Source organism: Pseudomonas sp. NFACC13-1 (assembly GCF_900104425.1).
Lineage (GTDB): Bacteria > Pseudomonadota > Gammaproteobacteria > Pseudomonadales > Pseudomonadaceae > Aquipseudomonas > Aquipseudomonas fluorescens_AA.
In genome coordinates, this window is record NZ_FMXV01000006.1 from 231879 (window position 1) to 256862 (window position 24984).

Annotated in this window: 24 protein-coding genes; 12 read left to right on the top strand and 12 right to left on the bottom strand. The window is 63.0% G+C overall.

From position 1 onward, the window contains the following. Positions 1–69 precede the first annotated feature (69 nt). The gene (locus BLQ55_RS10920) at positions 70–1275 is read left to right on the top strand and encodes an aminotransferase class V-fold PLP-dependent enzyme (RefSeq protein ID WP_092253799.1); all 1206 of its coding nucleotides are present in this window, start codon (positions 70–72) and stop codon (positions 1273–1275) included. After that, entirely contained in the window at positions 1272–1676 is a 405-nt protein-coding gene (locus BLQ55_RS10925; protein ID WP_092202218.1) for a SufE family protein, read from the top strand. The genes BLQ55_RS10920 and BLQ55_RS10925 overlap by 4 nt, the downstream gene beginning before the upstream one ends. Positions 1677–1789: 113 nt before the next feature. On the opposite strand, the gene tcdA is transcribed toward BLQ55_RS10925, so the two are convergent. Continuing rightward, positions 1790–2608, bottom strand: coding sequence for a tRNA cyclic N6-threonylcarbamoyladenosine(37) synthase TcdA (tcdA, locus tag BLQ55_RS10930; protein ID WP_092253802.1), 819 nt, complete (start codon positions 2606–2608; stop codon positions 1790–1792). A gap of 300 nt (positions 2609–2908) precedes the next feature. Here tcdA and dapE point away from each other — a divergent pair, with 300 nt between their 5' ends. The 3 genes from dapE to BLQ55_RS10945 all read left to right on the top strand — a co-directional run bounded on the left by dapE (position 2909) and on the right by BLQ55_RS10945 (position 5329). After that, entirely contained in the window at positions 2909–4060 is a 1152-nt protein-coding gene (gene dapE / locus BLQ55_RS10935; RefSeq protein ID WP_092253805.1) for a succinyl-diaminopimelate desuccinylase, read from the top strand. Next, entirely contained in the window at positions 4060–4869 is an 810-nt protein-coding gene (locus BLQ55_RS10940; RefSeq protein WP_092202225.1) for a putative RNA methyltransferase, read from the top strand. Before dapE ends, BLQ55_RS10940 begins: the two co-directional genes overlap by 1 nt. 82 nt (positions 4870–4951) lie before the next feature. Beyond that, a complete protein-coding gene (locus BLQ55_RS10945; RefSeq protein WP_053182357.1) occupies positions 4952–5329 on the top strand; it encodes a hypothetical protein in 378 nt (125 codons plus the stop codon). Between the two features lie 256 nt (positions 5330–5585). Here BLQ55_RS10945 and BLQ55_RS10950 read toward each other — a convergent pair whose 3' ends face one another. Next, entirely contained in the window at positions 5586–5795 is a 210-nt protein-coding gene (locus tag BLQ55_RS10950; protein ID WP_003198198.1) for a cold shock domain-containing protein, read from the bottom strand. Between the two features lie 233 nt (positions 5796–6028). Here BLQ55_RS10950 and plsB point away from each other — a divergent pair, with 233 nt between their 5' ends. The 4 genes from plsB to BLQ55_RS10970 all read left to right on the top strand — a co-directional run bounded on the left by plsB (position 6029) and on the right by BLQ55_RS10970 (position 10300). Continuing rightward, on the top strand, positions 6029–8527 hold the full coding sequence (plsB, locus tag BLQ55_RS10955) for a glycerol-3-phosphate 1-O-acyltransferase PlsB (RefSeq protein WP_092253807.1): 2499 nt from the start codon (positions 6029–6031) through the stop codon (positions 8525–8527). Positions 8528–8714: 187 nt separating this feature from the next. Continuing rightward, positions 8715–9086 carry a hypothetical protein gene (locus BLQ55_RS10960; protein ID WP_092253810.1) on the top strand — a complete coding sequence of 124 codons (372 nt, stop codon included), beginning with the start codon at positions 8715–8717 and terminating at the stop codon, positions 9084–9086. A 95-nt stretch (positions 9087–9181) separates the two neighbouring features. Next, positions 9182–9577, top strand: coding sequence for a YbaY family lipoprotein (locus tag BLQ55_RS10965; RefSeq protein ID WP_092202229.1), 396 nt, complete (start codon positions 9182–9184; stop codon positions 9575–9577). A 33-nt stretch (positions 9578–9610) separates the two neighbouring features. Then, on the top strand, positions 9611–10300 hold the full coding sequence (locus tag BLQ55_RS10970; protein ID WP_092165820.1) for a DUF4197 domain-containing protein: 690 nt from the start codon (positions 9611–9613) through the stop codon (positions 10298–10300). A 136-nt stretch (positions 10301–10436) separates the two neighbouring features. Here BLQ55_RS10970 and BLQ55_RS10975 read toward each other — a convergent pair whose 3' ends face one another. Together BLQ55_RS10975 and BLQ55_RS10980 are read right to left on the bottom strand one after the other, a co-directional pair. Continuing rightward, complete coding sequence (locus BLQ55_RS10975; protein ID WP_092202233.1) at positions 10437–13502, bottom strand: efflux RND transporter permease subunit; 3066 nt, start codon at positions 13500–13502, stop codon at positions 10437–10439. Between the two features lie 6 nt (positions 13503–13508). After that, the gene (locus BLQ55_RS10980) at positions 13509–14609 is read right to left on the bottom strand and encodes an efflux RND transporter periplasmic adaptor subunit (RefSeq protein ID WP_092202235.1); all 1101 of its coding nucleotides are present in this window, start codon (positions 14607–14609) and stop codon (positions 13509–13511) included. Positions 14610–14703: 94 nt separating this feature from the next. On the opposite strand from BLQ55_RS10980, the gene BLQ55_RS10985 reads away from it, so the two are divergent. Further along, a complete protein-coding gene (locus BLQ55_RS10985) occupies positions 14704–15339 on the top strand; it encodes a TetR/AcrR family transcriptional regulator (RefSeq protein WP_092202237.1) in 636 nt (211 codons plus the stop codon). Between the two features lie 125 nt (positions 15340–15464). Here BLQ55_RS10985 and BLQ55_RS10990 read toward each other — a convergent pair whose 3' ends face one another. After that, positions 15465–16247, bottom strand: coding sequence for a class I SAM-dependent methyltransferase (locus BLQ55_RS10990; RefSeq protein ID WP_092253813.1), 783 nt, complete (start codon positions 16245–16247; stop codon positions 15465–15467). A 91-nt stretch (positions 16248–16338) separates the two neighbouring features. Here BLQ55_RS10990 and BLQ55_RS10995 point away from each other — a divergent pair, with 91 nt between their 5' ends. After that, positions 16339–16959: an energy transducer TonB gene (locus BLQ55_RS10995; RefSeq protein ID WP_092202241.1), complete on the top strand. Its 621-nt coding sequence runs from the start codon at positions 16339–16341 to the stop codon at positions 16957–16959. Position 16960: 1 nt separating this feature from the next. Here BLQ55_RS10995 and BLQ55_RS11000 read toward each other — a convergent pair whose 3' ends face one another. From BLQ55_RS11000 to ppc, 7 genes are all read right to left on the bottom strand, one after another. After that, on the bottom strand, positions 16961–17641 hold the full coding sequence (locus tag BLQ55_RS11000; protein ID WP_371128528.1) for an extensin-like domain-containing protein: 681 nt from the start codon (positions 17639–17641) through the stop codon (positions 16961–16963). A gap of 34 nt (positions 17642–17675) precedes the next feature. Then, on the bottom strand, positions 17676–18497 hold the full coding sequence (locus tag BLQ55_RS11005; protein WP_092202245.1) for an isocitrate lyase/PEP mutase family protein: 822 nt from the start codon (positions 18495–18497) through the stop codon (positions 17676–17678). A gap of 33 nt (positions 18498–18530) precedes the next feature. Continuing rightward, positions 18531–19391 carry a DUF72 domain-containing protein gene (locus tag BLQ55_RS11010; protein ID WP_092202247.1) on the bottom strand — a complete coding sequence of 287 codons (861 nt, stop codon included), beginning with the start codon at positions 19389–19391 and terminating at the stop codon, positions 18531–18533. Then, entirely contained in the window at positions 19391–19699 is a 309-nt protein-coding gene (locus BLQ55_RS11015; RefSeq protein WP_072343505.1) for a hypothetical protein, read from the bottom strand. Before BLQ55_RS11015 ends, BLQ55_RS11010 begins: the two co-directional genes overlap by 1 nt. 366 nt (positions 19700–20065) lie before the next feature. Beyond that, the gene (gene tsaB / locus BLQ55_RS11020) at positions 20066–20743 is read right to left on the bottom strand and encodes a tRNA (adenosine(37)-N6)-threonylcarbamoyltransferase complex dimerization subunit type 1 TsaB (RefSeq protein ID WP_092202249.1); all 678 of its coding nucleotides are present in this window, start codon (positions 20741–20743) and stop codon (positions 20066–20068) included. A gap of 94 nt (positions 20744–20837) precedes the next feature. Further along, positions 20838–21485, bottom strand: a complete 648-nt coding sequence (gene adk, locus BLQ55_RS11025; protein WP_092165800.1) for an adenylate kinase — start codon at positions 21483–21485, stop codon at positions 20838–20840. 291 nt (positions 21486–21776) lie between these two features. Beyond that, a complete protein-coding gene (gene ppc, locus BLQ55_RS11030; RefSeq protein ID WP_092253876.1) occupies positions 21777–24407 on the bottom strand; it encodes a phosphoenolpyruvate carboxylase in 2631 nt (876 codons plus the stop codon). 179 nt (positions 24408–24586) lie between these two features. Between ppc and BLQ55_RS11035 the strand changes: the two genes are divergently transcribed. Then, a complete protein-coding gene (locus tag BLQ55_RS11035; protein WP_003198166.1) occupies positions 24587–24931 on the top strand; it encodes a hypothetical protein in 345 nt (114 codons plus the stop codon). The last annotated feature ends 53 nt before the right edge of the window (positions 24932–24984 follow it).

Consider the following 24984-nt stretch of genomic DNA (forward strand, 5'->3'; position numbering starts at 1 on the left):
CAAGCTCGGCTCCCACAAAAAAAGCCTGCTCCCCCAAGGTCCGGCGTAACTCCAGCAGGGCCCGAAAGCATGTTGATCCAATCCCCTTGGCGTGCCGATTTCCCGGCCATCGCCGCCCTGCAACGGCAAGGCCAGACCTACCTGGACAGCGCCGCCACCACACAAAAACCCCAGGCCCTGTTGGACGCCCTGACGCATTACTACGCCAATGGCGCGGCCAACGTGCACCGTGCGCAACATTTGCCGGGCGCCCATGCCACCCAGGCATTCGAGGACAGCCGCCTCAAGGCTTCGCAATGGCTCAATGCCGGAAACTGCGGGCAAGTGGTCTTCACCCACGGCGCCACTTCGGCGCTGAATCTGCTGGCCTACGGGCTGGAACATCTATTCAACCCGGGCGATGAGATCGTCATCAGCGCTCTGGAACATCACGCCAACCTGCTGCCGTGGCAGCAACTGGCCGAGCGCCGTTCGTTGACCCTGGTGGTGTTGCCACTGGATGCCGACGGCGTGATCGATCCTGGCGCCGCCGCCGAACTGATCGGCCCCCGTACGCGCTTGCTGGCGGTGAGCCAGTTATCCAACGTGCTGGGGGCCTGGCAGCCCGTGCCGGCGCTGCTGGCACTGGCCAAGGCCCAAGGCGCGCTGACAGTGATCGACGGCGCCCAGGGCGTGGTCCATGGCCGCCACGACGTGGAAGCGCTGGGCTGCGACTTTTACGTGTTTTCCAGCCACAAACTCTATGGCCCCGACGGGCTGGGCGTGCTGTTCGGCCGTACCGAAGCCCTCGGCAAGCTGCGCCATTGGCAGTTCGGCGGCGAAATGGTGCAACAGGCCGATTACCACAGCGCCACCTTCCGTCCGGCGCCGCTGGGCTTCGAAGCCGGTACGCCGCCGATTGCCAGCGTGATCGGCTTGGGCGCGACCCTGGACTACCTGTCCGCCCTAGATCCGCAAGCGCTCATCGACCATGAGACGGCGCTGCATGACTACCTGCTCCATGGCCTGCAGGCCCGCAACGGCATTCGCCTGCTGGGCAACCCACGCCTGGCCCTGGTCAGTTTCGTGGTCGAAGGCATCCACAACGCCGATCTGGCGCACCTGCTGACCGAGCAAGGCATTGCCGTGCGCGCCGGGCATCACTGCGCGATGCCGCTGTTCAAGCATTTGAAGCTGTCCGGGGCGATCCGCGTGTCGTTGGCGTTGTACAACGATTCCGCCGACATCGAACGGTTCTTCGAAGCCCTCGACCAAGCCTTGGAGATGTTGCGATGAACCTGCCAGCCGATGCCGCCACGGCGCTGCAGATCTTCCGGGACGCGTCAGGATGGGAGCAACGGGCCCGATTGCTGATGCAATGGGGCGAACGTCTGCCGCCCCTGAGCGATGAGGACAAATGCGAGGCCAACCTTGTCCACGGCTGTGAGAGCCAGGTGTGGCTGGTGGGTCGCTTGCACGACGGGCACTGGCAGTTTTGTGCCAGCAGCGATGCGCGGTTGATCCGTGGGTTGGTGGCGTTGCTGCTGGCGCGGGTCAACGGGTTGTCCGCTGACGAGTTGCAGCAGGTGGATCTGCCGGATTGGTTCAACCAACTGGGATTGTCGCGGCAGCTGTCGCCGTCGCGCAGCAATGGCTTGAATGCGGTGTTGAAGCGGATGTTTGAGTTGACTCAGTAACCGCCATCGCGAGCAAGCTCGCTCCCACAGGGGATTTGGTGTACGCAAATACTGCATTCAGCCCGACCCCATGTGGGAGCGAGCTTGCTCGCGATGAGGCCATCAGCCCCCCCTCAAACCTGAGGCTTGACCCTGTCCGCCGGTCGCCGCACACCCGCCACAATCTTATCCACAGCCTTGGTCGCCGCGACCATGCCAAACGTCGCCGTGACCATCATCACCGCACCAAACCCACCGGCGCAGTCGAGCTTGACGCCGTCGCCGACAAAACTCTTCTGCAGGCAAATGCTGCCGTCCGGCTTCGGGTAGCGCAGTTGTTCGGTGGAGAACACGCAGGGCACGCTGTAGTGGCGGGTCACGGTGCGGGAAAAACCGTAGTCGCGGCGCAAGGTGGAGCGCACCTTGGAGGCCAGGGGATCGTTGAACGTACGGTTGAGGTCGCAGACCTGGATCAGCGTCGGGTCGATCTGCCCGCCCGCGCCGCCGGTGGTGATGATCTGGATCTTGCGGCGCTTGCACCAGGCGATCAGCGCAGCCTTGGCGTTGACGCTGTCGATGCAGTCGATCACGCAGTCGATGTACGGCGTGATGTATTCGGCCATGGTGTCGCGGGTGACGAAGTCCGCCACCGCGTGCACCGTGCAGTCGGGGTTGATCCCCCGCAGCCGCTCGGCCATCACGTCGACCTTGGGCTTGCCGACGGTGCTGTCCAGGGCGTGCAACTGGCGGTTGGCGTTGCTGACACAGACATCGTCCAGGTCGAACAGCGAAATCTCGCCCACGCCGCAACGGGCGATGGCTTCCGCCGCCCAGGAACCGACACCACCGACGCCGACGATCGCCACATGGGCCGCCCGCAGGTGTTCCAGGCCCTCAATGCCATACAAACGGGCGATGCCGGCAAACCGTGGATCTTCTGTACTCATGACCATTACCCCAAAAACCGGCGCGCATTATAGGGCTTTGCCGTGGCAATTCGAGCGGGTCGCAAAATGAATCTCACCATTTCCCTTGTGGGAGCGAGCTTGCTCGCGATGGCGTCAGTCCAGTCAATAGAGTATCGACTGATCCACCGCTATCGCGAGCAAGCTCGCTCCCACAGGTTCTGTGTCACACACCGTCGGCATACTTGGGCCAATGGTGGTCGTTTTGCTATAAGATAACCGCCATTTTGCGCGAGCCAGCCCGCGCCTGCACAAGCCTTGTGTTCACACTATATTCCCGGAGTTTTCATGACGGCCCACGCCGACCTCTCGCCGACCCTGCAACTCGCCTGCGACCTGATCCGCCGTCCGTCCGTGACGCCGGTGGATGCCGATTGCCAGAAACTGATGATGCAGCGCCTGGGCAACGCGGGCTTCACGCTCGAGCCGATGCGCATCGAGGATGTGGATAACTTCTGGGCCAGCCATGGCAAGCATGACGGTCCGGTGCTGTGTTTCGCCGGGCACACCGATGTGGTGCCGACCGGTCCGGTAAAGGCCTGGCAGCTCGACCCGTTCGATGCGGTCATCGACGAACAGGGCATGCTCTGCGGCCGTGGCGCGGCGGACATGAAAGGCAGCCTGGCGGCGATGGTCGTGGCGGCCGAACGGTTCGTCGCCGACTACCCGGACCACAAGGGTTCGCTGACCTTCCTGATCACCAGCGATGAAGAAGGCCCGGCCCACCACGGCACCAAAGCTGTGGTCGAACGGCTCAAGGCCCGCCAGGAACGACTGGACTGGTGCATCGTCGGCGAGCCGTCGAGCACCACCTTGGTGGGCGATGTGGTCAAGAACGGCCGCCGCGGCTCCCTCGGCGCAAAACTGACCGTGCGCGGCAAGCAAGGCCACGTGGCTTATCCACACCTGGCGAAGAATCCGATCCACCTGGCCGCGCCCGCCTTGGCCGAATTGGCCGCCGAGCACTGGGACCACGGCAACGACTTCTTCCCGCCGACCAGTTTCCAGATCTCCAACCTCAATTCCGGCACCGGCGCGACCAACGTGATCCCCGGAGACCTGGAAGCGGTCTTCAATTTCCGCTTTTCCACCGAGTCCACCGTCGAAGGCCTGCAACAGCGCGTCGCCGACATCCTCGACAAGCATCAACTGGACTGGCACATCGACTGGGCCTTGTCCGGCCTGCCGTTCCTCACCGAACCGGGCGCGCTGCTCGATGCGGTGTCGTCGAGCATCCGGGATGTCACCGGGCGCGAGACCCAGGCGTCCACCAGCGGCGGCACGTCCGACGGTCGCTTCATCGCCACCATGGGCACGCAAGTGGTGGAACTCGGGCCGGTCAACGCGACCATCCACCAGGTCAACGAGCGCGTGCTGGCTACCGATCTCGACGTGCTGACCGAGATCTACTACAAGACGCTGATCAAGTTGCTCGCCTGATGCTCGCCTGCCCGATCTGCAGTGAACCGCTGAACGCGGTGGACAATGGCGTGGCGTGCCCGGCCGGCCACCGCTTCGACCGCGCGCGGCAGGGTTACCTGAACCTGCTGCCGGTGCAGCACAAAAACAGCCGCGACCCCGGTGACAACCAGGCGATGGTCGAAGCCCGCCGCGACTTTCTCAACGCCGGGCACTACGCCCCGGTCGCCCGGCGCCTGGCGGAACTGGCCGCCGAGCGCGCGCCCGGGCGCTGGCTGGACATCGGCTGCGGCGAGGGTTACTACACCGCGCAGATCGCCGAGGCGTTGCCCCATGCCGACGGCTATGCCCTGGACATTTCCCGCGAGGCGGTCAAGCGCGCCTGCAAACGCAACCCGCAACTGACCTGGTTGATCGCCAGCATGGCCCGGGTGCCGTTGGCGGACGGTTGCTGCCAGTTCCTGGCCAGCGTGTTCAGCCCGCTGGACTGGCAAGAGGCCAAGCGCCTGCTCAGTCCTGGCGGCGGCCTGATGAAGGTCGGCCCTACCGCCGGCCACCTGATGGAGTTGCGCGAGCGCCTGTACGACGAAGTGCGCGCCTACACCGACGACAAGCACCTGGCCCTGGTGCCCTCGGGCATGGCGCTGGATCACAGCGAAACCCTCGAATTCAAGCTGACCCTCGACAATGGCCAGGATCGCGCCAACCTGCTGGCCATGACGCCCCATGGTTGGCGCGCCAGCGCCGAACGCCGCGCCAGCGTGATCGAGCAGGCCGAGCCATTCGAGGTCACGGTGTCGATGCGCTACGATTATTTCGTTCTTCAATAACCTTTTGATTCCGGTCCCGGGCAACCGCCCGGGGCCCGTTAAATCCGCGAATGGATTTTTCAAGACCGCAGCGAGGACATCCATGCGCCAACCCGATATCGAGATTTACCTCAAGGACGCCGACGTCGACCACAAGGCCATCGCCGCCTGGCTCGGCCAGGCCCTGGGCCCGTGCAGCGACTGGGTCCAGAAAGGCCAGACCTACAAGTGCAAGGCCGGCAGCATTCCAGTGACCTGGCTGCCCAAGGCCGTGGGCAAATGGAACAGCCTGTACCTGGAAAGCGACCAGACCCCGTGGGAAGACGACATCGCCTGCGCCCGCGCCGCCTTCGCCGCACTGAACGTCGAAGTGCGTTGCGCGCCTGGGTCATGGGTGGAGGAAGAAGGGGAAGAATCGGCGGACCGCTGGATTCGCATCAGCGCCGACGGGGAAGAAGAGATTACCTGGAAGACGGCCTGAGGCGAAAAGCCAATGTGGGAGCGAGCTAACCCGCAATGACGGTCTGCCTGAAACGATGATGTAGAATGTACCGCCGTCATCGCGAGCAAGCTCGCTCCCACAGGGGATGTATGGCGGGCACGAAATATGTGAACACCCCATTCAAAACTGTGGGAGCGAGCTTGCTCGCGATAGCGGTAGATCAGCCAGATTAGAAGTGACTGACACACCGCTATCGCGAGCAAGCTCGCTCCACAAGGGGTTTTGTGTAGCCAGCTTACAACCCCACCACATCCTCAGCCTGCAGGCCCTTCTGCCCCTCCACGACCGCGTACTCGACCTGCTGGCCTTCGGTCAGGGAACGGTGGCCTTCACCGCGGATGGCGCGGTAATGCACGAACACATCCGCCCCGCCTTCACGTTGGATGAAGCCGTAACCCTTGGCGTCGTTGAACCACTTCACACTGCCGGTTTCCCGTGCTGCCATGATGCTCACTCCCATTTTTATCTTATAAGTCGACTTTTCGATGGAAAGCCGTACGAACTTTCACCACTGTCTGGCCGTCCATGGGAGGCCGGGGCGGTAACTGCCGAGTATATGACACCCGAAAAAACTCTCAACTGACTTTACTTCGGCGCTTTTTTGCCGATTTTCGATGAATCCGGCACACTAGCGGGCCCGAGCAGCCGCTCGGTTTTATCCACTCATGCAGAAGCCGTATGACCCGCTCCCCGTTCCGCCGTCTTGTGTTTGGCACCCTGCGCCGACTGTTGTACCTCTGGGTTCGCTCCGAGACCATCAACCAGTCGTCCTTTACCCTCAACCTCGACCGCAGTCGTCCGGTGTTCTACGTCCTGCAAGACCCTTCGCTCACCGACCTGGCGGTGCTCGACACCGAATGCACCAAGGCCGGCCTGCCCCGTCCGGTGCTGCCGGTCTCGGTGGGTAACCTGCTGGAGCCGGCGGCGTTTTTCTACCTGACCCCCGCGCCGGACTGGCTCGGCCGCCAGGACAAACGTGGCGCGCCCCCCACCCTGACCCGATTGGTCGACGCCCTGACCCACAATGCCGCCGAAGACGCCCAGATCATCCCGGTCAGCGTGTTCTGGGGCCAGTCGCCCGACAGCGAGTCCAGCCCCTGGAAACTGTTGTTCGCCGACAGCTGGGCCGTCACCGGGCGCTTGCGTCGCCTGTTGAGCATCATGATCCTGGGGCGCAAGACCCGCGTGCAATTCTCCGCACCGATCCACCTGCGCGAACTGATCGAACACGGCAAAGGCCACGAGCGCACCGTGCGCATGGCCCAGCGGATCCTGCGGGTGCACTTCCGCAACTTGAAAGCGGCGGTCATCGGCCCCGACATCTCCCACCGCCGCAACCTGGTCAAGGGTCTGTTGAACCAGCCGCTGGTCAAGCAGGCGATCGCCGAGGAAGCCGAGCGGGAAAAGATCTCCCCGGAAAAAGCCAAGGCCCAGGCCCTGCGCTACGGCAACGAGATCGCTTCGGACTACACCTACACCGCGATCCGCTTCCTGGAAGTGGTGCTGAGCTGGTTCTGGAACAAGATCTACGACGGCATCAAGGTCAACCACATCGAAGGCGTGCAGAACGTCGCCCAGGGCCACGAAGTCATCTATGTACCGTGCCATCGCAGCCACATCGACTACCTGCTGCTGTCGTACCTGCTGTTTCGCAACGGCCTGACGCCACCGCACATCGCCGCCGGCATCAACCTCAACATGCCGGTGATCGGCGGCCTGTTGCGCCGAGGCGGGGCGTTCTTCATGCGCCGCACGTTCAAGGGCAACCCGCTCTACACCGCGGTGTTCAACGAATACCTGCACACCCTGTTCACCAAAGGCTTTCCGGTGGAGTATTTCGTCGAGGGCGGGCGCTCGCGCACCGGGCGCATGCTGCAACCCAAGACCGGCATGCTCGCCATCACCCTGCGCAGCTTCCTGCGCTCCTCGCGCATGCCCATCGTGTTCGTGCCGGTCTACATCGGTTATGAGCGGGTGTTGGAAGGCCGCACCTACCTGGGCGAACTGCGCGGGGCCAGCAAGAAGAAAGAATCGATCTTCGACATCTTCAAAGTCATCGGCGCCCTCAAGCAGCGCTTCGGCCAGGTGGCGGTGAACTTCGGCGAACCGATCAAGCTGGCGGAATTCCTCGACGGCGAACAACCCGGTTGGCGCCAACAGGAACTGGGCCCGCAATTCAAACCGGCCTGGCTCAATGCAACCACCCATCGCCTCGGCGAGCGCGTGGCCCGGCACCTGAACGAGGCCGCGGCCATCAACCCGGTCAACCTTGTCGCCCTGGCACTGTTGTCCACCAGCCGCCTGGCCCTGGACGACCGCGCCATGGCGCGGGTACTCGACCTGTACCTGGCGTTGCTGCGCAAAGTCCCGTACTCCCCCCACACCACCCTGCCCGAAGGCGATGGCCAAGCGCTGATCGAACACGTGAAGGGCATGGACCTGCTGTCGGAACAGAGCGACGCCCTGGGCAAGATTCTGTACCTGGACGAGCAGAACGCGGTACTGATGACCTACTACCGCAACAACGTACTGCACATCTTCGCCCTGCCGGCGTTGCTGGCGAGCTTCTTCCAGAGCAGCTCGCGCATGAACCGCGAACAGATCCTGCGCTACACCCATGCGCTGTACCCGTACCTGCAATCGGAGTTGTTCATTCGCTGGTCGCTGGAAGAGCTGGACGGTGTGGTCGACCAATGGCTCGACGCGTTTGTCGAACAGGGCCTGCTGCGTTTCGAAAACGACCTGTACCTGCGTCCGGCGCCGAGTTCACGGCACTTCGTGCTGCTGACCCTGCTGTCCAAAAGCATTGCCCAGACCTTGCAGCGCTTCTACATGACCGTCTCGCTGCTGCTCAACAGCGGTCAGAACAGCGTCAGCGCCGAAGAACTGGAAGACCTCTGCACCGTCATGGCCCAGCGCCTGTCGATCCTCCATGGCCTGAACGCACCGGAATTCTTCGACAAGAGCCTGTTCCGCCACTTCATCCAGACGATGCTGGACCTGGATGTACTGCGCCGCGACGAGGCCGGCAAGCTCAGCTACCACCAATTGCTGGGCGAACTGGCCGAAGGCGCGGCCAAGCGGGTGCTGCCGGCGGAGATTCGCCTGTCGATTCGCCAGGTGGCGTTGCATCGCAGTGAAGATGCGGCGGAGATCGCCGTCAGTCCAGACCTTTGACATTGACCGATCACTCACCCCGGACATGGAACGGTTCTGGTGAGTGGATCGGTCAGTCGACAGGCGTACTCCGACGCTGCGCAGCGGCCAAGGCGACGTCAAACGAAGAAAAGACCTACAGAGAACTTTGGAGCAGGCCTCTAGGATGAGCCCACGTCAATGTCGACGTATTGAAAAGGAATTCAACATGAACATCATCACCCTCACCCTGCGTTTGCCCGAAGGCTATCAACTCCCGGAAGCCGGCCGTGCCGAAATCAGCGTTCGAAATGCCGCCGGTGTGCAGATCAGCACCAGCGGCGGCCAGGGCTCCAACATGGCGCCAAGGGAGCCGCTCCAGCAGCCTTGGCAATATCGCTTCCAGATCAATTCCGAGAGGGCGTCCGTCGGCGAGAAGCTCTCGGTAAAGGTGCAGATGTACCAAGGTGGTACCGCTCTTCTCCTTGATACCGAACAGGCCTTCACCTGGGATGGCGGCGATCAACACGTTGACATCCCCCTGAGCCTGGCGCCAGCATCGCTGGCTGAAACTGTTCAAGCGCCTGCGGTCGGTTCCTGAGCCGCGACATTACGCAGGGATGCTTGGACGCAAATCCGTTAAATGCTCGTTGACGCCCATGTGTGGCCGGCGTCAACGAGCCAGGTGCTTGCCCCATGAAAAAACTCGCTCTGCTTGCCTCCATGGCCTTGCTGGCCGCTTGCCAATCGACAACGCCACCCCCTGCGTCCCTCGACGGCGAAGTCTTCTATCTGCAACGCATCGCCCTGCCGCCCAACGCCACCTTGAGCGTGAGCCTGCAGGACGTTTCCCTGGCCGACGCTCCTGCGGTGGTGCTCGATGAACAGAGCGGCCCGATCAAAGGCCAGGTCCCGCTGCCGTTCCACCTCAGTTATGATCCCGCCCAGGTCAAGCCCGGCCATCGTTATGCCGTGAGCGCCCGCATCGAAGTGGACGGCCAGTTGATGTTCATCACCACCGAACAACACGCCGTACAACTCGATGGCAAGGATCCGCAGCCGTTGAAGATCCGCGTCAACGCCGCACGCTGATTGCTTTTTCCAACTTTTTTCAAGGACGCCATCATGCTCCGCTCTACCCTCCGTTTCACCGGCCTGTGCGCGGGCCTGTTGATCTGCGCCAATGCCATGGCCCTGTCTCTGGGCGACCTGTCGCAACAAGATGCCACGGGCGGCCTCAAGGACGCCTTGACCCAAGGTGCACAGGTGGCGGTCAAGCAGCTGGGTACACCCGGCGGCTTCAGCAACAACCCGGATGTGAAAATCGAACTGCCAGGCAAGCTGGGCAAAGTCGCCAGCAAGATGAAGGCCTTCGGCATGGGTGAACAGGTCGATCAATTGGAAACCAGCATGAACCAGGCTGCCGAGGCCGCCGTGGTCCAGGCCCAGCCGATCCTGGTCAATGCCGTGAAGAACATGAGCGTGAGTGATGCCAAGGGCATCTTGAGCGGCGGCAACGACTCGGCCACGCAATACCTGAACAAGAGCAGCCGCGAGCAGATCCGCGCCAAGTTCCTGCCCATCGTCAAGCAAGCCACCGACAAGGTCGGCCTGGCCCAGAAATACAATGCCTTCGCCGGCCAGGCCGCGACGCTCGGCGTGCTGGATGCCAAGAGCGCCAACATCGAGAACTACGTGACCGAACAGGCGCTGGATGGGTTGTTCGAGATGATCGGCAAGCAGGAAGCCACCATTCGCCAGAACCCGGCGGCTGCGGCGACCAGTTTGGCGAAGAAAGTCTTCGGCACCCTCTGAGCCCCAACCCGAACCAACTGTGGGAGCGAGCTTGCTCGCGATGACGGTATCAGCTTCAACATCTTTGTTGGCTGTTGCACCGCTATCGCGAGCAAGCTCGCTCCCACATTGGATCTGCGCTGGTCGCTGGATCGGTTCAGGTTTTCTTGACCCTGAACCACGCCGCATACAACGCCGGCAGGAACAACAGCGTCAACGCCGTGGCCACGATCAAGCCGCCCATGATCGCCACCGCCATGGGCCCGAAGAACAGGCTGCGTGACAGTGGGATCATCGCCAGCACCGCAGCCAGTGCGGTGAGCACAATCGGGCGGAAGCGGCGCACCGTGGCTTCGATGATCGCCTGCCAGGGCGTCAGGCCAGCCTTGATGTCCTGTTCGATCTGGTCCACCAGGATCACCGAGTTGCGCATGATCATCCCCGACAGCGCGATAGTGCCGAGCATGGCGACGAAGCCGAACGGCTGGCGGAACACCAACAGGAACAGCGTGACGCCGATCAACCCCAGGGGAGCGGTGAGAAACACCATGGCCGTGCGGGAAAAACTGCGCAGTTGCAGCATCAGCAACGTCAGCACCACCACGATGAACAACGGTACACCGGCATTCACCGATTTCTGGCCACGGGCCGAATCCTCCACCGTACCGCCCACCTCCAACAGGTAACCATCCGGCAGTTCGGCACGAATCGGCTCCAGGGTCGGGAAGATCTGCTGGACCAGGGTCGCCGGTTGCTCCTTGCCATAGATATCGGCCCGCACGGTCACGCTCGGCAAGCGATTGCGGTGCCAGATCACACCCTCTTCGAAGCCGTATTCCAGGGTCGCGATCTGCGACAGGGCCACGCTCTTGCCGTTGTCGGTTGGCACCGCCAGGCTCGACAGCAACGACAGCTCGGTGCGTTCATGCACCGTACCGCGCAGCAGGATTTCGATCAGTTCGTTGTCTTCCCGATACTGGCTGACGCTGGAGCCGGTAAGGGAGCTGCGCAGGAAACTCGCCAGATCGGTGGTGCTGACGCCCAGGGCCCGGGCGCGGTCCTGGTCGACGTTCAGGTAAACCACCTTGCTCGGCTCTTCCCAATCCAGGTGCACATTGACCACGTAGGGGTTTTCGCGAACTTTCGTCGCCACTTTCCGCGCCAGGGCCCGGACTTCTTCGATGTGCTCGCCCGTGACGCGGAACTGCACCGGATAGCCGACCGGCGGGCCGTTTTCCAGGCGCGTGACCCGCGAGCGCAGGGTCGGGAATTGCTCGTTCAGGGTCGCGATCAACCAACTGCGCAAAGGCTCGCGGTCTTCGATAGTCTTGGCCAGCACCACGAACTGGGCAAAGCTGGAAGCCGGCAGTTGTTGATCCAGCGGTAGATAGAAACGCGGTGAACCGGTGCCGACGTAGGCCACGTAGTTGTCGATGCCGGCATGGTCCTTGAGCAGCGCTTCCAGGCGCTTGACCTGTTCGGCGGTATTGCTCAGGGAGGCGCCTTCCTGCAGCTTCAAGTCGACCATCAGCTCCAGCCGCCCCGATGCCGGGAAAAACTGCTGCGGCACGAACCGGAACAACACCACCGAGCCGACGAACAACAGCACGGTCAGCAGGATGACGGTTTTGCGCCGACGCACGCACCATTCCACCATCCGCCGGACACGCTGATAGAACGGCGTGCCATAAGGGTCGGTCTGGCCGTCAGTCGTGCCATGTTTGGCCGCATGAATTTTCGCCAGGTCTGGCAGGAGCCTTTCCCCCAGGTACGGCACAAACACCACGGCGGCCACCCAGGACGCCAGCAACGCCAGGGTTACCACCTGGAAAATCGAACGGGTGTATTCGCCAGTGCCCGATTGCGCGGTGGCGATCGGCAGGAAGCCCGCCGCCGTGATCAACGTACCGGTGAGCATCGGGAATGCGGTGCTGGTCCAGGCGAAGCTGGCGGCCTTGATCCGGTCGAAGCCCTGCTCCATCTTGATCGCCATCATCTCCACCGCAATGATCGCGTCGTCCACCAGCAGCCCCAGGGCCAATACCAGCGCGCCGAGGGAAATCTTGTGCAGGCCGATCCCCAGGTAGTACATGGCGGCGAACGTCATCGCCAGCACCAGCGGGATCGCCAGTGCCACCACCATCCCGGTGCGCAACCCCAAGGAGAAGAAGCTCACCAACAATACAATCGTCAGCGCTTCCACCAGCACTTGGACGAACTCTCCGACGCCGGTCTTCACCGCCGCCGGCTGGTCCGAAACCTTGCGTAACTGCATGCCCGCCGGCAGGGTGTTCTGGATACGGGCAAAGTCGGCTTCAAGGGCCTTGCCCAGAATCAGGATATCCCCGCCTTCCTTCATCGCCACGGCCAGGCCGATGGCGTCCTCGCCCATGAAGCGCATGCGTGGCGCTGGCGGGTCGTTGAAACCACGGCGCACGTCCGCCAGGTCGCTGATGCGGAACGTACGATCGCCGACCCGGATCGGGAAGTTGCGGATCTCTTCCACCGTCTGGAAATTCCCCGAAACCCGTAGCTGCAAGCGCTCGCTGTCAGTTTCGAAGAAGCCCGCAGTGGAAACCGTATTCTGCGCCTCAAGCGCCTGCTGGACCGCAGCCAAGGGCAGGCCGAGGGTCGCCAGCTTCACGTTCGACAATTCGATCCAGATCTTTTCGTCCTGCAAGCCGATCAGCTCGACCTTGCCCACGTCCTTGACCCGCTGTAGCTGGAGCTGGATGCGATCGGCGTAATCCTTGAGCACGGCATAGTCGAAGCCGTCGCCCGTCAGTGCGTAGATATTGCCGAAGGTGGTCCCGAACTCATCGTTGAAGAACGGCCCCTGGATACCCGGCGGCAAGGTGTGGCGGATATCGCCGACCTTCTTGCGCAACTGGTACCACAGCTCGGGGATCTGCGCCGAATGCAGGGAGTCGCGGGCCATGAAGGTCACTTGGGATTCCCCCGGCCGGGAGAACGAGACGATCCTTTCGTAGTCACCGGTTTCCATCAGTTTCTTTTCGATGCGCTCGGTGACTTGTCGCGAAACTTCCTCGGCCGTGGCGCCTGGCCAGTTGGTGCGAATCACCATGGCCTTGAAGGTGAACGGCGGGTCTTCGCTCTGTCCAAGCTTGGTGTAGGAAAGCGCGCCGACGATGGCCAGCAACAACATCAGGAACAGTACGATCTGGCGGTTACGCAGTGCCCATTCGGAAAGATTGAAACCCATCGCGGATTACTCCTTGGCCGTCAGGTTGACCACGCGGTTGGAGCGATCCACCGGTCGCACCTGCTGGCCGTCGAGGAGCACATGCACGCCGGCAGCCACCACCCAGTCATCGGGGCTGAGGCCTTCCAGCACCGGCACCGTCTTTTCGCCGAAGGCGCCAACCCGCACCGGGACTTTTTTCAAGGTGTTGTTGGCGTTGACCACCCAGACATACGTCGCGCCGTTCTCAGCCGTCAGGGCCGACAAGGGCACCGACAGCGGCACCTTGTCGGCGGTCTGGATAAACACCCGCGCGCTTTGGCCAAGCTCGGCCGGAACGCTGCCGGAGGTGAAGGCCACGCGGGCGGCGAAGGTACGGGACCTGGGGTCGGCAGCGGGTGACAGTTCGCGAATATGCCCGCTGAAACGCTGGTCGGGCTGGCTCCACAGTTCGACCGAGACCGGCTGGCCGATCTTGAACCGGCCAAACCCCTGTTCCGGCAGACTGATCAGCACCTCACGTTCACCGTCGGTGGCCAGGGTGAAGACGGTTTGCCCGGCCGAGACCACCTGCCCGACTTCCACCGAACGCCTGGCCACCACGCCATCCTGGGGCGCACGCAGCACCGAATAGCTGGCCTGGTTGTTGGCGACATCGAACTCGGCCTTGATCTGCTTGAGCCGCGCGGTGCCGGAGCGATAAAGGTTTTCGGCGTTGTCGTACTGGGAGCGGCTGACCATCTGCCGCTCCATCAAGGTTTTGTAGCGGTCACGCTCGGCGCGGACCAGGTTCAGGTTGGCCTCGGCGGCGGCGACCTGGGCACGGGTCGCTTCCAGTTGCAGGCGCACGTCTTCGGGATCGAGCTCGGCCAACGGTTGATTGGCCTTGACCCGCTGCCCCTCTTCCACCAGACGTCGGCTCACCTTGCCGCCAATGCGAAAGGCCAGGTCGGGCTCGAAACGCGCCCGCACTTCGCCAGGGTAACTGTCCATCGCCTGGGCCGACGGCTCGGGCTTGACCACCATGGCCGGGCGCACGGCGACGGGCACCGGCTCGTCATGACCACACGCAGACAATAAAAAAACCAGGGTGACTGGCACGGCGAGGGGCAGGGCATAGCGGAACATGACGAGTGACCTTTCGCTAATGGTGCTTGGAATAATTATACTGGCGAGTATGTTATTAATAGCAAACTCACCAGTCCAGTATTAAAGCGAAGAAATGTCGAACAATCCTTCACCCTCCAGCGGCCCTGGTCGCCCCAAGGACCTGGCCAAGCGCCAGGCCATTCTCGACGCGGCGAAACGCCTGTTCCTGAGCCTGGGTTATGCCAATACCAGCATGGACGCCGTCGCCACCGAGGCCGGGGTTTCTAAACTGACGGTCTACAGCCATTTCAACGACAAGGAGACGCTGTTTTCCGCTGCCGTGATAGCCAAGTGCGAAGAGCAGGTGCCGCCGCTGTTTTATGAATGGCCCGACGGCGTTCCGATCGAACAGGTGTTGTTGAACATCGCCCGCGGGTTCAACCAACTGATCAACAGCGCCGAATCCCTGAACCTGCATCGGCTGATCATGGCCCTGGGCAGCCAGGACCCGAAGCTGTCGACGATTTTCTACGAAGCAGGCCCACAGCGGATGCTCTCAGGCATGGAGCGGCTGCTGACCAAGGTCAACCAGAGCGGTGCCTTGAGCATCGATAAACCGCGCAATGCCGCCGAGCATTTCTTCTGCCTGATCAAGGGCGCGGCGAATTTCCGGTTATTGTCTGGCTGCGGCGAACCCCAGGAGCCGGAAGCGGCCGAGGCTCATGTGCAGGAAGTGGTGGGGTTGTTCATGCGGGCTTATCGGCCTTAGCTCGACCGGTAGCCTTTCGCAGGCTGGAAGGGCCTCATCGCGAGCAAGCTCGCTCCCACATTGGATCTGTGGTGCACATCAAACCCTGTGGGAGCGAGCTTGCTCGCGATGCAGGCGACCCGGTCTCAGGGCTTGAGCGCTTTCTTCGGGTAGATGTCGTAGCGACTGGACTTGCCATCGAGCCCATGGCTCGGCTTCGGCCCTTCGATGCACGGGGCTTTGCGCGGGCGCTTGACCACCACCCGGTGCGTCGCCAGGGCCAGGGCCGCGGCGAGCAGTGCCGGAGCGTCCGGGTCATCGCCCACCAGGGGGCGGAACAGGCGCATTTCCTTCTTCACCAGGGCGGTTTTCTCACGATGAGGGAACATCGGGTCGAGGTAGATCACCTGGGGCGGTTCGCCTTCCCAGTTGCGCATCACCTCGATGGAATTGCCCTTGAGCAGACGCATGCGCGCCACGATCGGCGCCACCTCGAAGTCCTCGGCCCCACGGGCCAGGCCATCCTCCAGCAAGGCGCCAATCAACGGCTGGCGCTCGATCAGGCTCATGTCGCAGCCCAGGCTGGCCAGCACAAACGCATCCTTGCCCAACCCCGCCGTGGCATCCAGCACCCGCGGACGCACACCCTGGGCGATGCCGACCGCCTTGGCGATCATCTGGCCGCTGCCGCCGCCGTACAAGCGCCGGTGGGCCGCACCGCCTTCGACGAAGTCCACGCGCACCGGCCCTGGTGCATCCGGACCCAACTGCTGCAATTGCAAACCCTGCTCACCGACCTGCAAGGCAAACTCGCCATCGTCCACTTGCAAAGGCAGGCCAAGGCGCTCGGCCCAGTGTTCGGCCTGCGGTTGGAAGGCCGGGGCCAGGGCCTCGACATGGATGCGGCAGGCCGCGGGTTGCTCACTCATGGAAACATGCTCAAAAAATTAAGGATCGGCAAAAACGGCCGATAACAACGGTGAACGGCATTTTGCCAGAGCTGAGCGTCGACCGAGAAAAATGTCAGACATTCAATCCACATCGATAGGCGTTATCTCCCCTTACGGCGATTACAGCCTGCGTAACACCCAAGCGCTGAGCGGCGTCAGTCACCTGTGGCAGGATTTTTTTGCCCGGGCCCTGGCCGATCAACTGGGTGATAACGCACCGGTGCCTGGCAGCTACCAGCCAGAGCCCCTCGATGAGGCCGTTGAACCGACCCTCGGCGCCGAGCTGCTGGCGCACATCGTCAGCCAGCGCACCTGTGAAGTGACCGACACGCCGGTCAAGCCGCCTGAACCACTGTTCCTGCCCATCGCCGAATTCGAACTCGACCTGCTGGACAAGCCCTTCCCACCCTTCCCGCCGGAAGAAATCGCCGCCCAGCAAAAACAGCAGACCTTTGAAAGCAACTGGGTTCGCCCACTCGTCCTCGCCGCCGGCCAACCGCTGCCAGAGCCAGGCCCGGCGCCACAACCGCGCCCCTTGCACCTGCCGATCGCCGAGTTCGAACTGGACCTGCTGGACAAACCGTTCCCGCCCTTCCCGGAAGAAGAGCTCGTGGCACAGCAGAAACAACTGGACTTCGACACCCGCTGGGCACGTCCGATCGTGCTGCAGAACCTGCGCATCGCCGCCTGAATCAGCGACAGATCCACCAGGGCCCCACGTCCAGATGAAAATGGTTGCGGTGCGCCGCGTTGTAATCCGGGCTCAAGACCACACTGAACATATCGCAGGCGCCGTCCCGTGCCTGACGCAGAAAACGCGCATCGGCATTATCCTTGGGCCAGTCCCTGAGCACGCTGATCGTGCGCCCATCGGCCAGGCGAAACCCGGCGATATCCAACGCACTGGCGGTAGCGTGCTGGCTACGCGCACCGCTCTCGCGACCGTACATGTTGCGGCAGGCGAAACTGCCGAGATGATCGACCCGCGTCACTCTCTGCCCGTAGGCCGCCACTGCCGCCGGCTGCAACCCATGGCGCTCGAACAGCGCGAACGCCACCGCCAGCGGGCAACTGGCGAGGAAACTGCTGCTCAGCGCCACCTCACCGCCCTGCACCCGCAACACGTTGGTCAACGGGCACGTCGTATTGGCACCGCTGTCGGCCTGGCGCGCGGTACGCAGCCCCGAGGTGGCGAGGGCCTGGTCACACAACTGCGGGTCGTTGCGCAGGGCCATGAGCTTGTAGCGGGTCAGCAGGTTGGGCGCCAGGTTGACGTCCAGGGGCGCCCACGGATTCCACTGTGGCGGCAGCGACAGCCAGCCGCGCCATACGCCGAAAACGGCCAGACCAACGATCAGGGTCAGTACCGCCATACCTTTCAGGAACCGCACGGCGGGGCCTCCGGCATCAACCCTTGAACAACTGGTTGGCCTGCTTGAACGGCATCGAGCGGCGCGTGAAAGTGAACGAGCCCTGCTCCTGGATTTCCTCGGCGGCGCGGAAGAACTCGCCATACGCGGCCAGGGCCAGCGCCGACCCGACGCTGATGCGCTTGACGCCCAACTCGCTCAACTGCGCGACGGTCAGGTCCAGTGCCCCGGACATCAGTACATTCACCGGTTTCGGCGCCACGGCCTGCACCACCGCGAGCACTTGCCCGGCGCTGCTCAGCCCCGGGGCGTACAGCACGTCGGCCCCCGCGTCCGCGAAAGCTGTCAGGCGGCGAAGGGTGTCGTCCAGATCCAGATTACCGTGCAGGAAGTTTTCCGCCCGGGCCGTCAGCAGGAAGGGATACGGTAAGCTGCGCACGGCCTCGGCGGCGGCCTTGACCCGCGCCACGGCGTGGTCAAAGCAATAGATCGGGCTGTCTTCGCGCCCCGTGGCATCCTCGATCGAACCACCCACCGCACCGGCCTGCGCCGCACGGAGCAGGTTACGGGCGCAGTCCTCGGGGGCATCGGCAAAACCGTTCTCCAGGTCGACGGCCACCGGCAGGTCAGTGGCCGCCACAATCGCCCGTACGTTAGCCAACGTGTCCTCCAGGCCCAACGCGCCATCGGGTCGGCCCAAGGAAAAGGCATGACCGGCACTGGTAGTGGCCAAGGCTTCAAAGCCGAGGCTGGCCAGCATCTTGGCCGAACCGGCATCCCACGGGTTGGGAATGACAAAGGCCCCTTCGCGTTCGTGCAAGGCCTTGAACGCCTGGGCTCGACGAGTTTGCGCATCCATGTAGTTCGCTCCTGAGCAGAGAAGGAGTGGGCCTCAGAGCAAACCCAGTTGCTCGGCGGCGGGCTCTCTATATAGCGCAGGCAGGGCCGGCAAGCCAGGCAATCGACTCATCAAACGCTCGTGAAAGCGTTGCGCGAGCCGGGCCGCCAGCCGGTTGTCGGCAGTGTGCAGGAAGATATAGGGCGTGCGCCCCTCTTCGATCCAACCGGCGATTTTCTCCACCCAGGGCGTCAGGAACGACTCGTTGGCTTCCAGCACCGGATGGCCAATGAAGCGCACTTGCGGACATTGCGTGAACGCCGCGGGCCGGGGCGGCACGCGGGGCTTTTTCGATTGCGCGTGAAGCACGGCGGGATCAAGGGAGGTGCAGCTGAACAAGGCCCGGGGATCGAGGCAGATGCGTTCGACGCCGCGATCGAGCAACAGACGATTGAGGCGTCGCTCGGCGTCGCCCTTGGCAAAGAACTCATCGTGACGGACTTCCACGGCCAGGGGGCGCTGCAAGGCGTCGATGAACCCCGCCAGTTCCGCTAACCGATTCGGGGTGAAGGCCTTGGACAGTTGCAGCCAGTACGGCGCGACGCGCTCGCCCAGGGGGCTGAGCAGTTGCAGGAAGGTTTCGGTGGCCGTCAGGCGCTCGCGCAAGTCGCCATTGTGGCTGATGTCACCGGGAAACTTGGCGGTGAAACGAAAGTGCTCGGGCATGATGTCGGCCCAGCGCTGGACCGTCGCCGCAGACGGGCTGGCATAGAAGGTCGTATTGCCTTCCACGGCATTGAACACTTGGGAATAGAGATCGAGGAAGTCGGTGCTTTTGGCGTCCTGGGGATAAAGGTAATCGCGCCAGGCGTTTTCGCTCCAGGACGGGCAGCCCAGGTAGTAAGGCAAGACCATCAGATGTAGAGATCGAGTCCCAGCACTTCCATATCCCAATCGACGAAACCGGCGGTACTCAGGTAGCTCGCCAGGGCCGTGGCGACACTGCGGCTCATCGCACGGTGATAAATCATGTCTTGCTGACGGGCGGGAAGATTGCTCAGGCGTTGCGCGGAAGCTTTGGCGGCACGGGCGGCCAATTGTTCCTCGGACGGAAATTCCAGGTCACCGTCGATGTCATCGAAGTTTTCCGGCTCAGTGGCTTTACCCGCACGAGGCCGACGCTTGATGGGATAGGACTGGGATGAAAAGCCGTCTATACGCATAACAGAATGCTCGGTATCAATGATGGCAATTTAGCGGCACTTTCGCAGCCGCGCAAATGCGCAAGTGATAACTAGAACACATAAAGTCAAAAAGGTTTAAAAACAGGCCGAAAAAGTGACGACTGGCAATATTGGGTGTGACTTTTGGAGGAGCAAATGACTTTGGGTGGGAGGGTGCCGGGTGTGCATGAAGCACTCCACAGTGTCAGGGAATGCTTTTGTGGCCAGGGGATTTATCCCCGTTCGAGTGCGCAACACTCGCTAAACAAGTGCATGGACCAACACCGTCGGGGCGCGCTTCGCGCCCCGGCGGGGATAAATCCCCTCGCCACAACGGTGCTCGCTTGAATACCCGTCGCTGTCGAGTTACCGCTCGGACTTGGGCGTTGCCACCTTGTCCCGCAGGTACACCGGCTGCGCATCATCGGCCGGAATGGCTTCGCCGCGTTCCCAGGCAAAACGGGCCAGGGCCAGCAGGTCTTCGGCGTGAGGCAGCAGGGTGGCGTCCTGGCCGGTCAGGCTGACCGCGATGCGCTCGCCGTAACCCCAACCTGTGCCGGCGCCAAACCAGTCACCGTCGGCCCCGCTTGGTAACGCCGCGGCCTCGGGTGGCAATACCGCCTCGGAACCGACCAGGCGCATCTCACCGGCGGTTTCGCGGTAGCAACCCCAGTACACCTCGTCCATACGCGCATCGATAGCCGCCGCCACCTGGCGGGCGCCGTGCTCACGCATCGCCCGCTGGGCCAGTACCGCCAGGTTCGAGACCGGCAACACTGGCCGCTCCAGGGCAAAGGCCAGTCCCTGCACCACGCCGATGGCGATGCGCACGCCAGTAAAAGCCCCTGGCCCGCGACCGAAGGCAATCGCGTCCACCGCCTGCAAGGTCGTCCCGGCATCGCTCAACAGTCGCTGGATCATCGGCAACAGTTTCTGCGCATGCAGGCGCGGGATCACCTCGTAATGGCTAGTGACCTTGCCGTTGTGCAGCAGGGCAACGGAGCAAGCTTCAGTCGCGGTGTCCAGGGCCAGCAAGGTGCTCATCGATGTGTCCGTAAATCAGGTGGAAAAAAAGTGCGCCAGTATAAACAACTACGGCCCGCAAGCGGGCCGTAGTTGATGCAACGGATCAGACTTTTCAGCTCAAGGCTGCAAGCACCTTGGCCGTGATCGCTTCAACCGAACCGACACCTTCGATGTGGCTGTATTTCGGCTTGCCATTGGCAGCCGACAGTTTCTGGTAGAAATTCACCAGCGGCTTGGTCTGGGAATGGTAGACCGACAGGCGATGACGCACGGTTTCTTCGGTGTCGTCCTTGCGTTGCACCAGGTCTTCACCCGTCACGTCGTCCTTGCCTTCGGTTTTCGGCGGATTGTAGACGGTGTGGTAAACGCGACCGGAAGGCTCATGAACGCGTCGACCGGCAATGCGCTGGACGATTTCCTCGTCTTCGACGGCAATTTCAACCACCGCATCCAGCTCGACACCAGCCGTCACCAGGGCTTCAGCCTGGGGAATGGTGCGCGGGAAGCCATCGAACAGGAAGCCATTGGCGCAGTCGGGTTGAGCGATGCGATCCTTGACCAAGGCGATGATCAGGTCATCCGACACCAGGCCGCCGGCATCCATGATGCTCTTGGCTTGAACGCCCAGTGGAGTGCCCGCCTTGACCGCGGCACGCAGCATGTCGCCAGTGGAGATTTGCGGGATACCGAATTTTTCGGTGATGAACTTTGCCTGAGTACCTTTACCGGCCCCGGGAGCTCCCAGCAGAATGACGCGCATCGATGTGCTCCTCAATTTTTTTATGTAAAACGCTCGGATTCGCCTCGTGGGGCCAATCTTCGAAAAACAGGATCGTGACCGCCCAAACGGCCAAAGGCTGATCAAGATACACAGCAGGCCCGACCCACACAAGCCGCCGAAAGTCGGAGTAACCCGCGCCCGATACGACCTTCGGAGGGGGTGGCGAGCGTCGCAACCGAACAACAAACTGTCGCCTGCCCGACCTGCTCCCTCCCCCTGCAGACAACGCCCGGCAACGCCGGACGAGCCGTTTCGGTGCGTTGCCTGATGTTAGCCGGTATTGCGCAAACCGGCGGCGATCCCCGCCACAGACACCAGCAACGCCTGTTCCACGGGGCTGCCCTGGGCCACATCCTGCTGCCGCGAGCGCGCCAACAGCTCGGCCTGCAACAGGTGCAACGGGTCGAGGTAGGTGTTGCGCAGGCGAATGAATTCCAGCGTGGCTGGGCTATGTGCCAGTAGCTGCGACTGACCGGTCAAGCCAAGGACCACCGAGCAGGCCTGCGACAATAGGTCGCGTAAATGCGCCCCCAAAGGCAGCAGCCGAGGTTCCACCAAACGCTCGTCGTAAGAGCGTGCGATATCGGCGTCGGCCTTGGCCAGCACCATCTCCAGCATATCGATGCGGGTCCGGAAGAACGGCCATTGCTCGCGCATCTGCCCCAGCAACTCACCTTCGCCGCGCTCCAGGGCCTTGCTCAGCGCGGTTTCCCAGCCGAGCCAGGCCGGCAGCATCAGGCGGGTCTGGGTCCAGCCGAAGATCCACGGGATCGCCCGCAGGCTTTCGATACCGCCGGCCCGACGCTTGGCCGGACGGCTGCCCAGGGGCAGGCGCCCGAGTTCCTGCTCGGGGGTGGACTGGCGGAAGTACTCGACGAATTGCGGGTTCTCCCGCACCACGGCGCGGTAGGCACTGACGCCGTCGGCCGCCAGTTCATCCATCAGGTCCCGCCACTGCGGCGTGGGCGGCGGCGGTGGCAGCAACGTCGCTTCAAGCACCGCGGCGAGGTAAAGATTGAGGTTCTGCTCGGCGATGTCCGGCAGGCCGAATTTGAAACGAATCATTTCGCCTTGCTCGGTGGTGCGGAAACGCCCGGCCACCGAACCGGGTGGCTGGGACAGGATCGCCGCGTGCGCCGGACCGCCACCACGGCCCACGGTGCCGCCACGCCCGTGGAACAACAGCAGTTCGACTTGCTGCTCGCGGCAGATGTCCACCAGCCGCTCCTGGGCCCGATACTGTGCCCAGGCCGCCGCCGTGGTCCCGGCATCCTTGGCCGAGTCGGAATAGCCGATCATCACTTCCTGGGGGCCTTGCAGCCGTGAGCGATAGCCGGGCAGCAACAACAGCCGCTCGATCACCGGCCCGGCGTTGTCCAGGTCGGCCAGGGTTTCGAACAGCGGCACCACCCGCATCGGCCGCAACACGCCAGCGTCCTTCAACAACAGCTGCACGGCGAGGACATCGGAAGCCGCGCCGGCCATGGAGATCACGTAAGAACCCAGGGACGCCGCTGGCGCCGCCGCCACTTCCCGGCACGTCGCCAACACTTCCGCAGTGTCGGCCGAGGGCTTGAAATGGGCCGGCAACAGCGGGCGCCGGTTGTTCAGTTCCTCGAGCAGGAAGCCGATGCGCTGCTCCTCGTTCCAATCCTCATAGCGGCCCAGGCCCAGGTAGTCGGTTATTTCCGTCATGGCGGCGCTATGGCGCGTCGAGTCCTGGCGCACATCGAGGCGCACCAGGAACAAGCCGAAGGTCACCGCCCGACGCAGGCAATCGAGCAACGGCCCGTCGGCAATCACGCCCATGCCGCACTCGTGCAGGGAGTGGTAGCACAGCTCCAGGGGGTCCAACAGTTCGCGGTTGTGCTGCAACACCTCGGCGCCGGGTGGCGTGGCGGCACTCAACGAGGCGTGGGCCCAGTTGCGGGTGGCGCGCAGGCGTTCGCGCAGTTGCTTGAGCACGGCGCGATAAGGTTCGGCGCTGTCGCCGGCCTGGGCACGCAAGGCCTCACTGGCGTTTTGCATGGACAGCTCGGCCGCCAGTTGGTCGACATCACGCAGGTACAGGTCCGCCGCCATCCACCGCGCCAGCAACAGCACCTCGCGGGTCACGGTAGCAGTGACATTCGGGTTGCCGTCACGGTCGCCGCCCATCCACGAGGCAAAGCGGATGGGTGCGGCCTCCAGCGGCAGACGCAAGCCGGTGGCGGCATGCAGGGCCTGATCGGCCTTGCGCAGGTAATTGGGGATGGCGTGCCACAGCGAATGCTCGATCACCGCGAACCCCCACTTGGCTTCATCCACCGGGGTCGGCCGGGTGCGGCGGATCTCTTCGGTGTGCCAGGCTTCGGCGATCAAGCGTTGCAACCGTTCGTGAATCTGCGCGCGCTCGGCGCTGGTCAGGTCGCGGTGATCCTGGGCGGCCAGTTGCGCGGCGATGGCGTCGTATTTCTGGATCAGCGTACGGCGAGCCACTTCCGTGGGGTGGGCCGTGAGGACCAGTTCGATCTCCAGGCGCCCCAACTGCCGGGCCAGCGCCTCGGCGCCATGGCCCTCGGCCCGCAACCGGGCGAGCAGCTCGGGCAGGACCCGTGCCTCGAAGGGCGCCGGTTGCGACTCGTCGCGACGGTGGATCAGTTGGTACTGTTCGGCAATGTTGGCGAGGTTGAGAAACTGGTTGAACGCGCGCGCCACCGGCAGCAATTCATCCTCGCTCAGTTGGTTGAGGCTGGCGCTGAGTTCGGCGTCCACGGAGCCGCGTCGGTCAGCCTTGGCCCCCTTGCGGATCTGCTCGATCTTGTCGAGAAACGTGTCCCCGTACTGTTCGCGGATGGTATTGCCCAGCAGTTCGCCGAGCAGGTGGACATCCTCGCGCAAGCGGGCATCGATATCGGTCATCAGCATTTCTCCAGCAAAAAAGTCCGGACAGCTCTTGGCTAGAGAGTGCCGATGCCCGCCACTTATGACAAGCGACGAAGGGACTTTAAACCTTGTCCAACACAGCTAGTCTCATGAGTAAGCCACACAACGGCTTGTCACTCACCGCGCCTGCCACAAGCAGGCTGATTGAGGTCATCATGAAAATTCGTGAGCTTGCCCAGCATTGGGAAGAGAACGCCAAGGGCCGCCTGACCCAGACCGGCTACACGATCCATCTGGACGTGGAAGCCGCCGCGCGCCTGGCGGCGATCTGCGACATGTACCCCAAACGCCAGCCCGAGGAACTGCTGGGCGAACTGATCGGGGCGGCGCTGGAAGAGCTGGAAGCGAGCTTCCCCTATATCAAGGGTTCGCAAGTCGTGGCCACCGATGAAGAAGGTGACCCGCTGTACGAAGATGTGGGCCCGACCCCGCGATTCCTCGCCTTGTCCCGTCGGCATCTGCATGAACTTTCCTCGCAGAACGACAAGTCCAAGCACTGATTTCTCTACGGCGCAAAGCGTTGTAGGCGTTGCCGAAGGCTGCGATCTTTTGA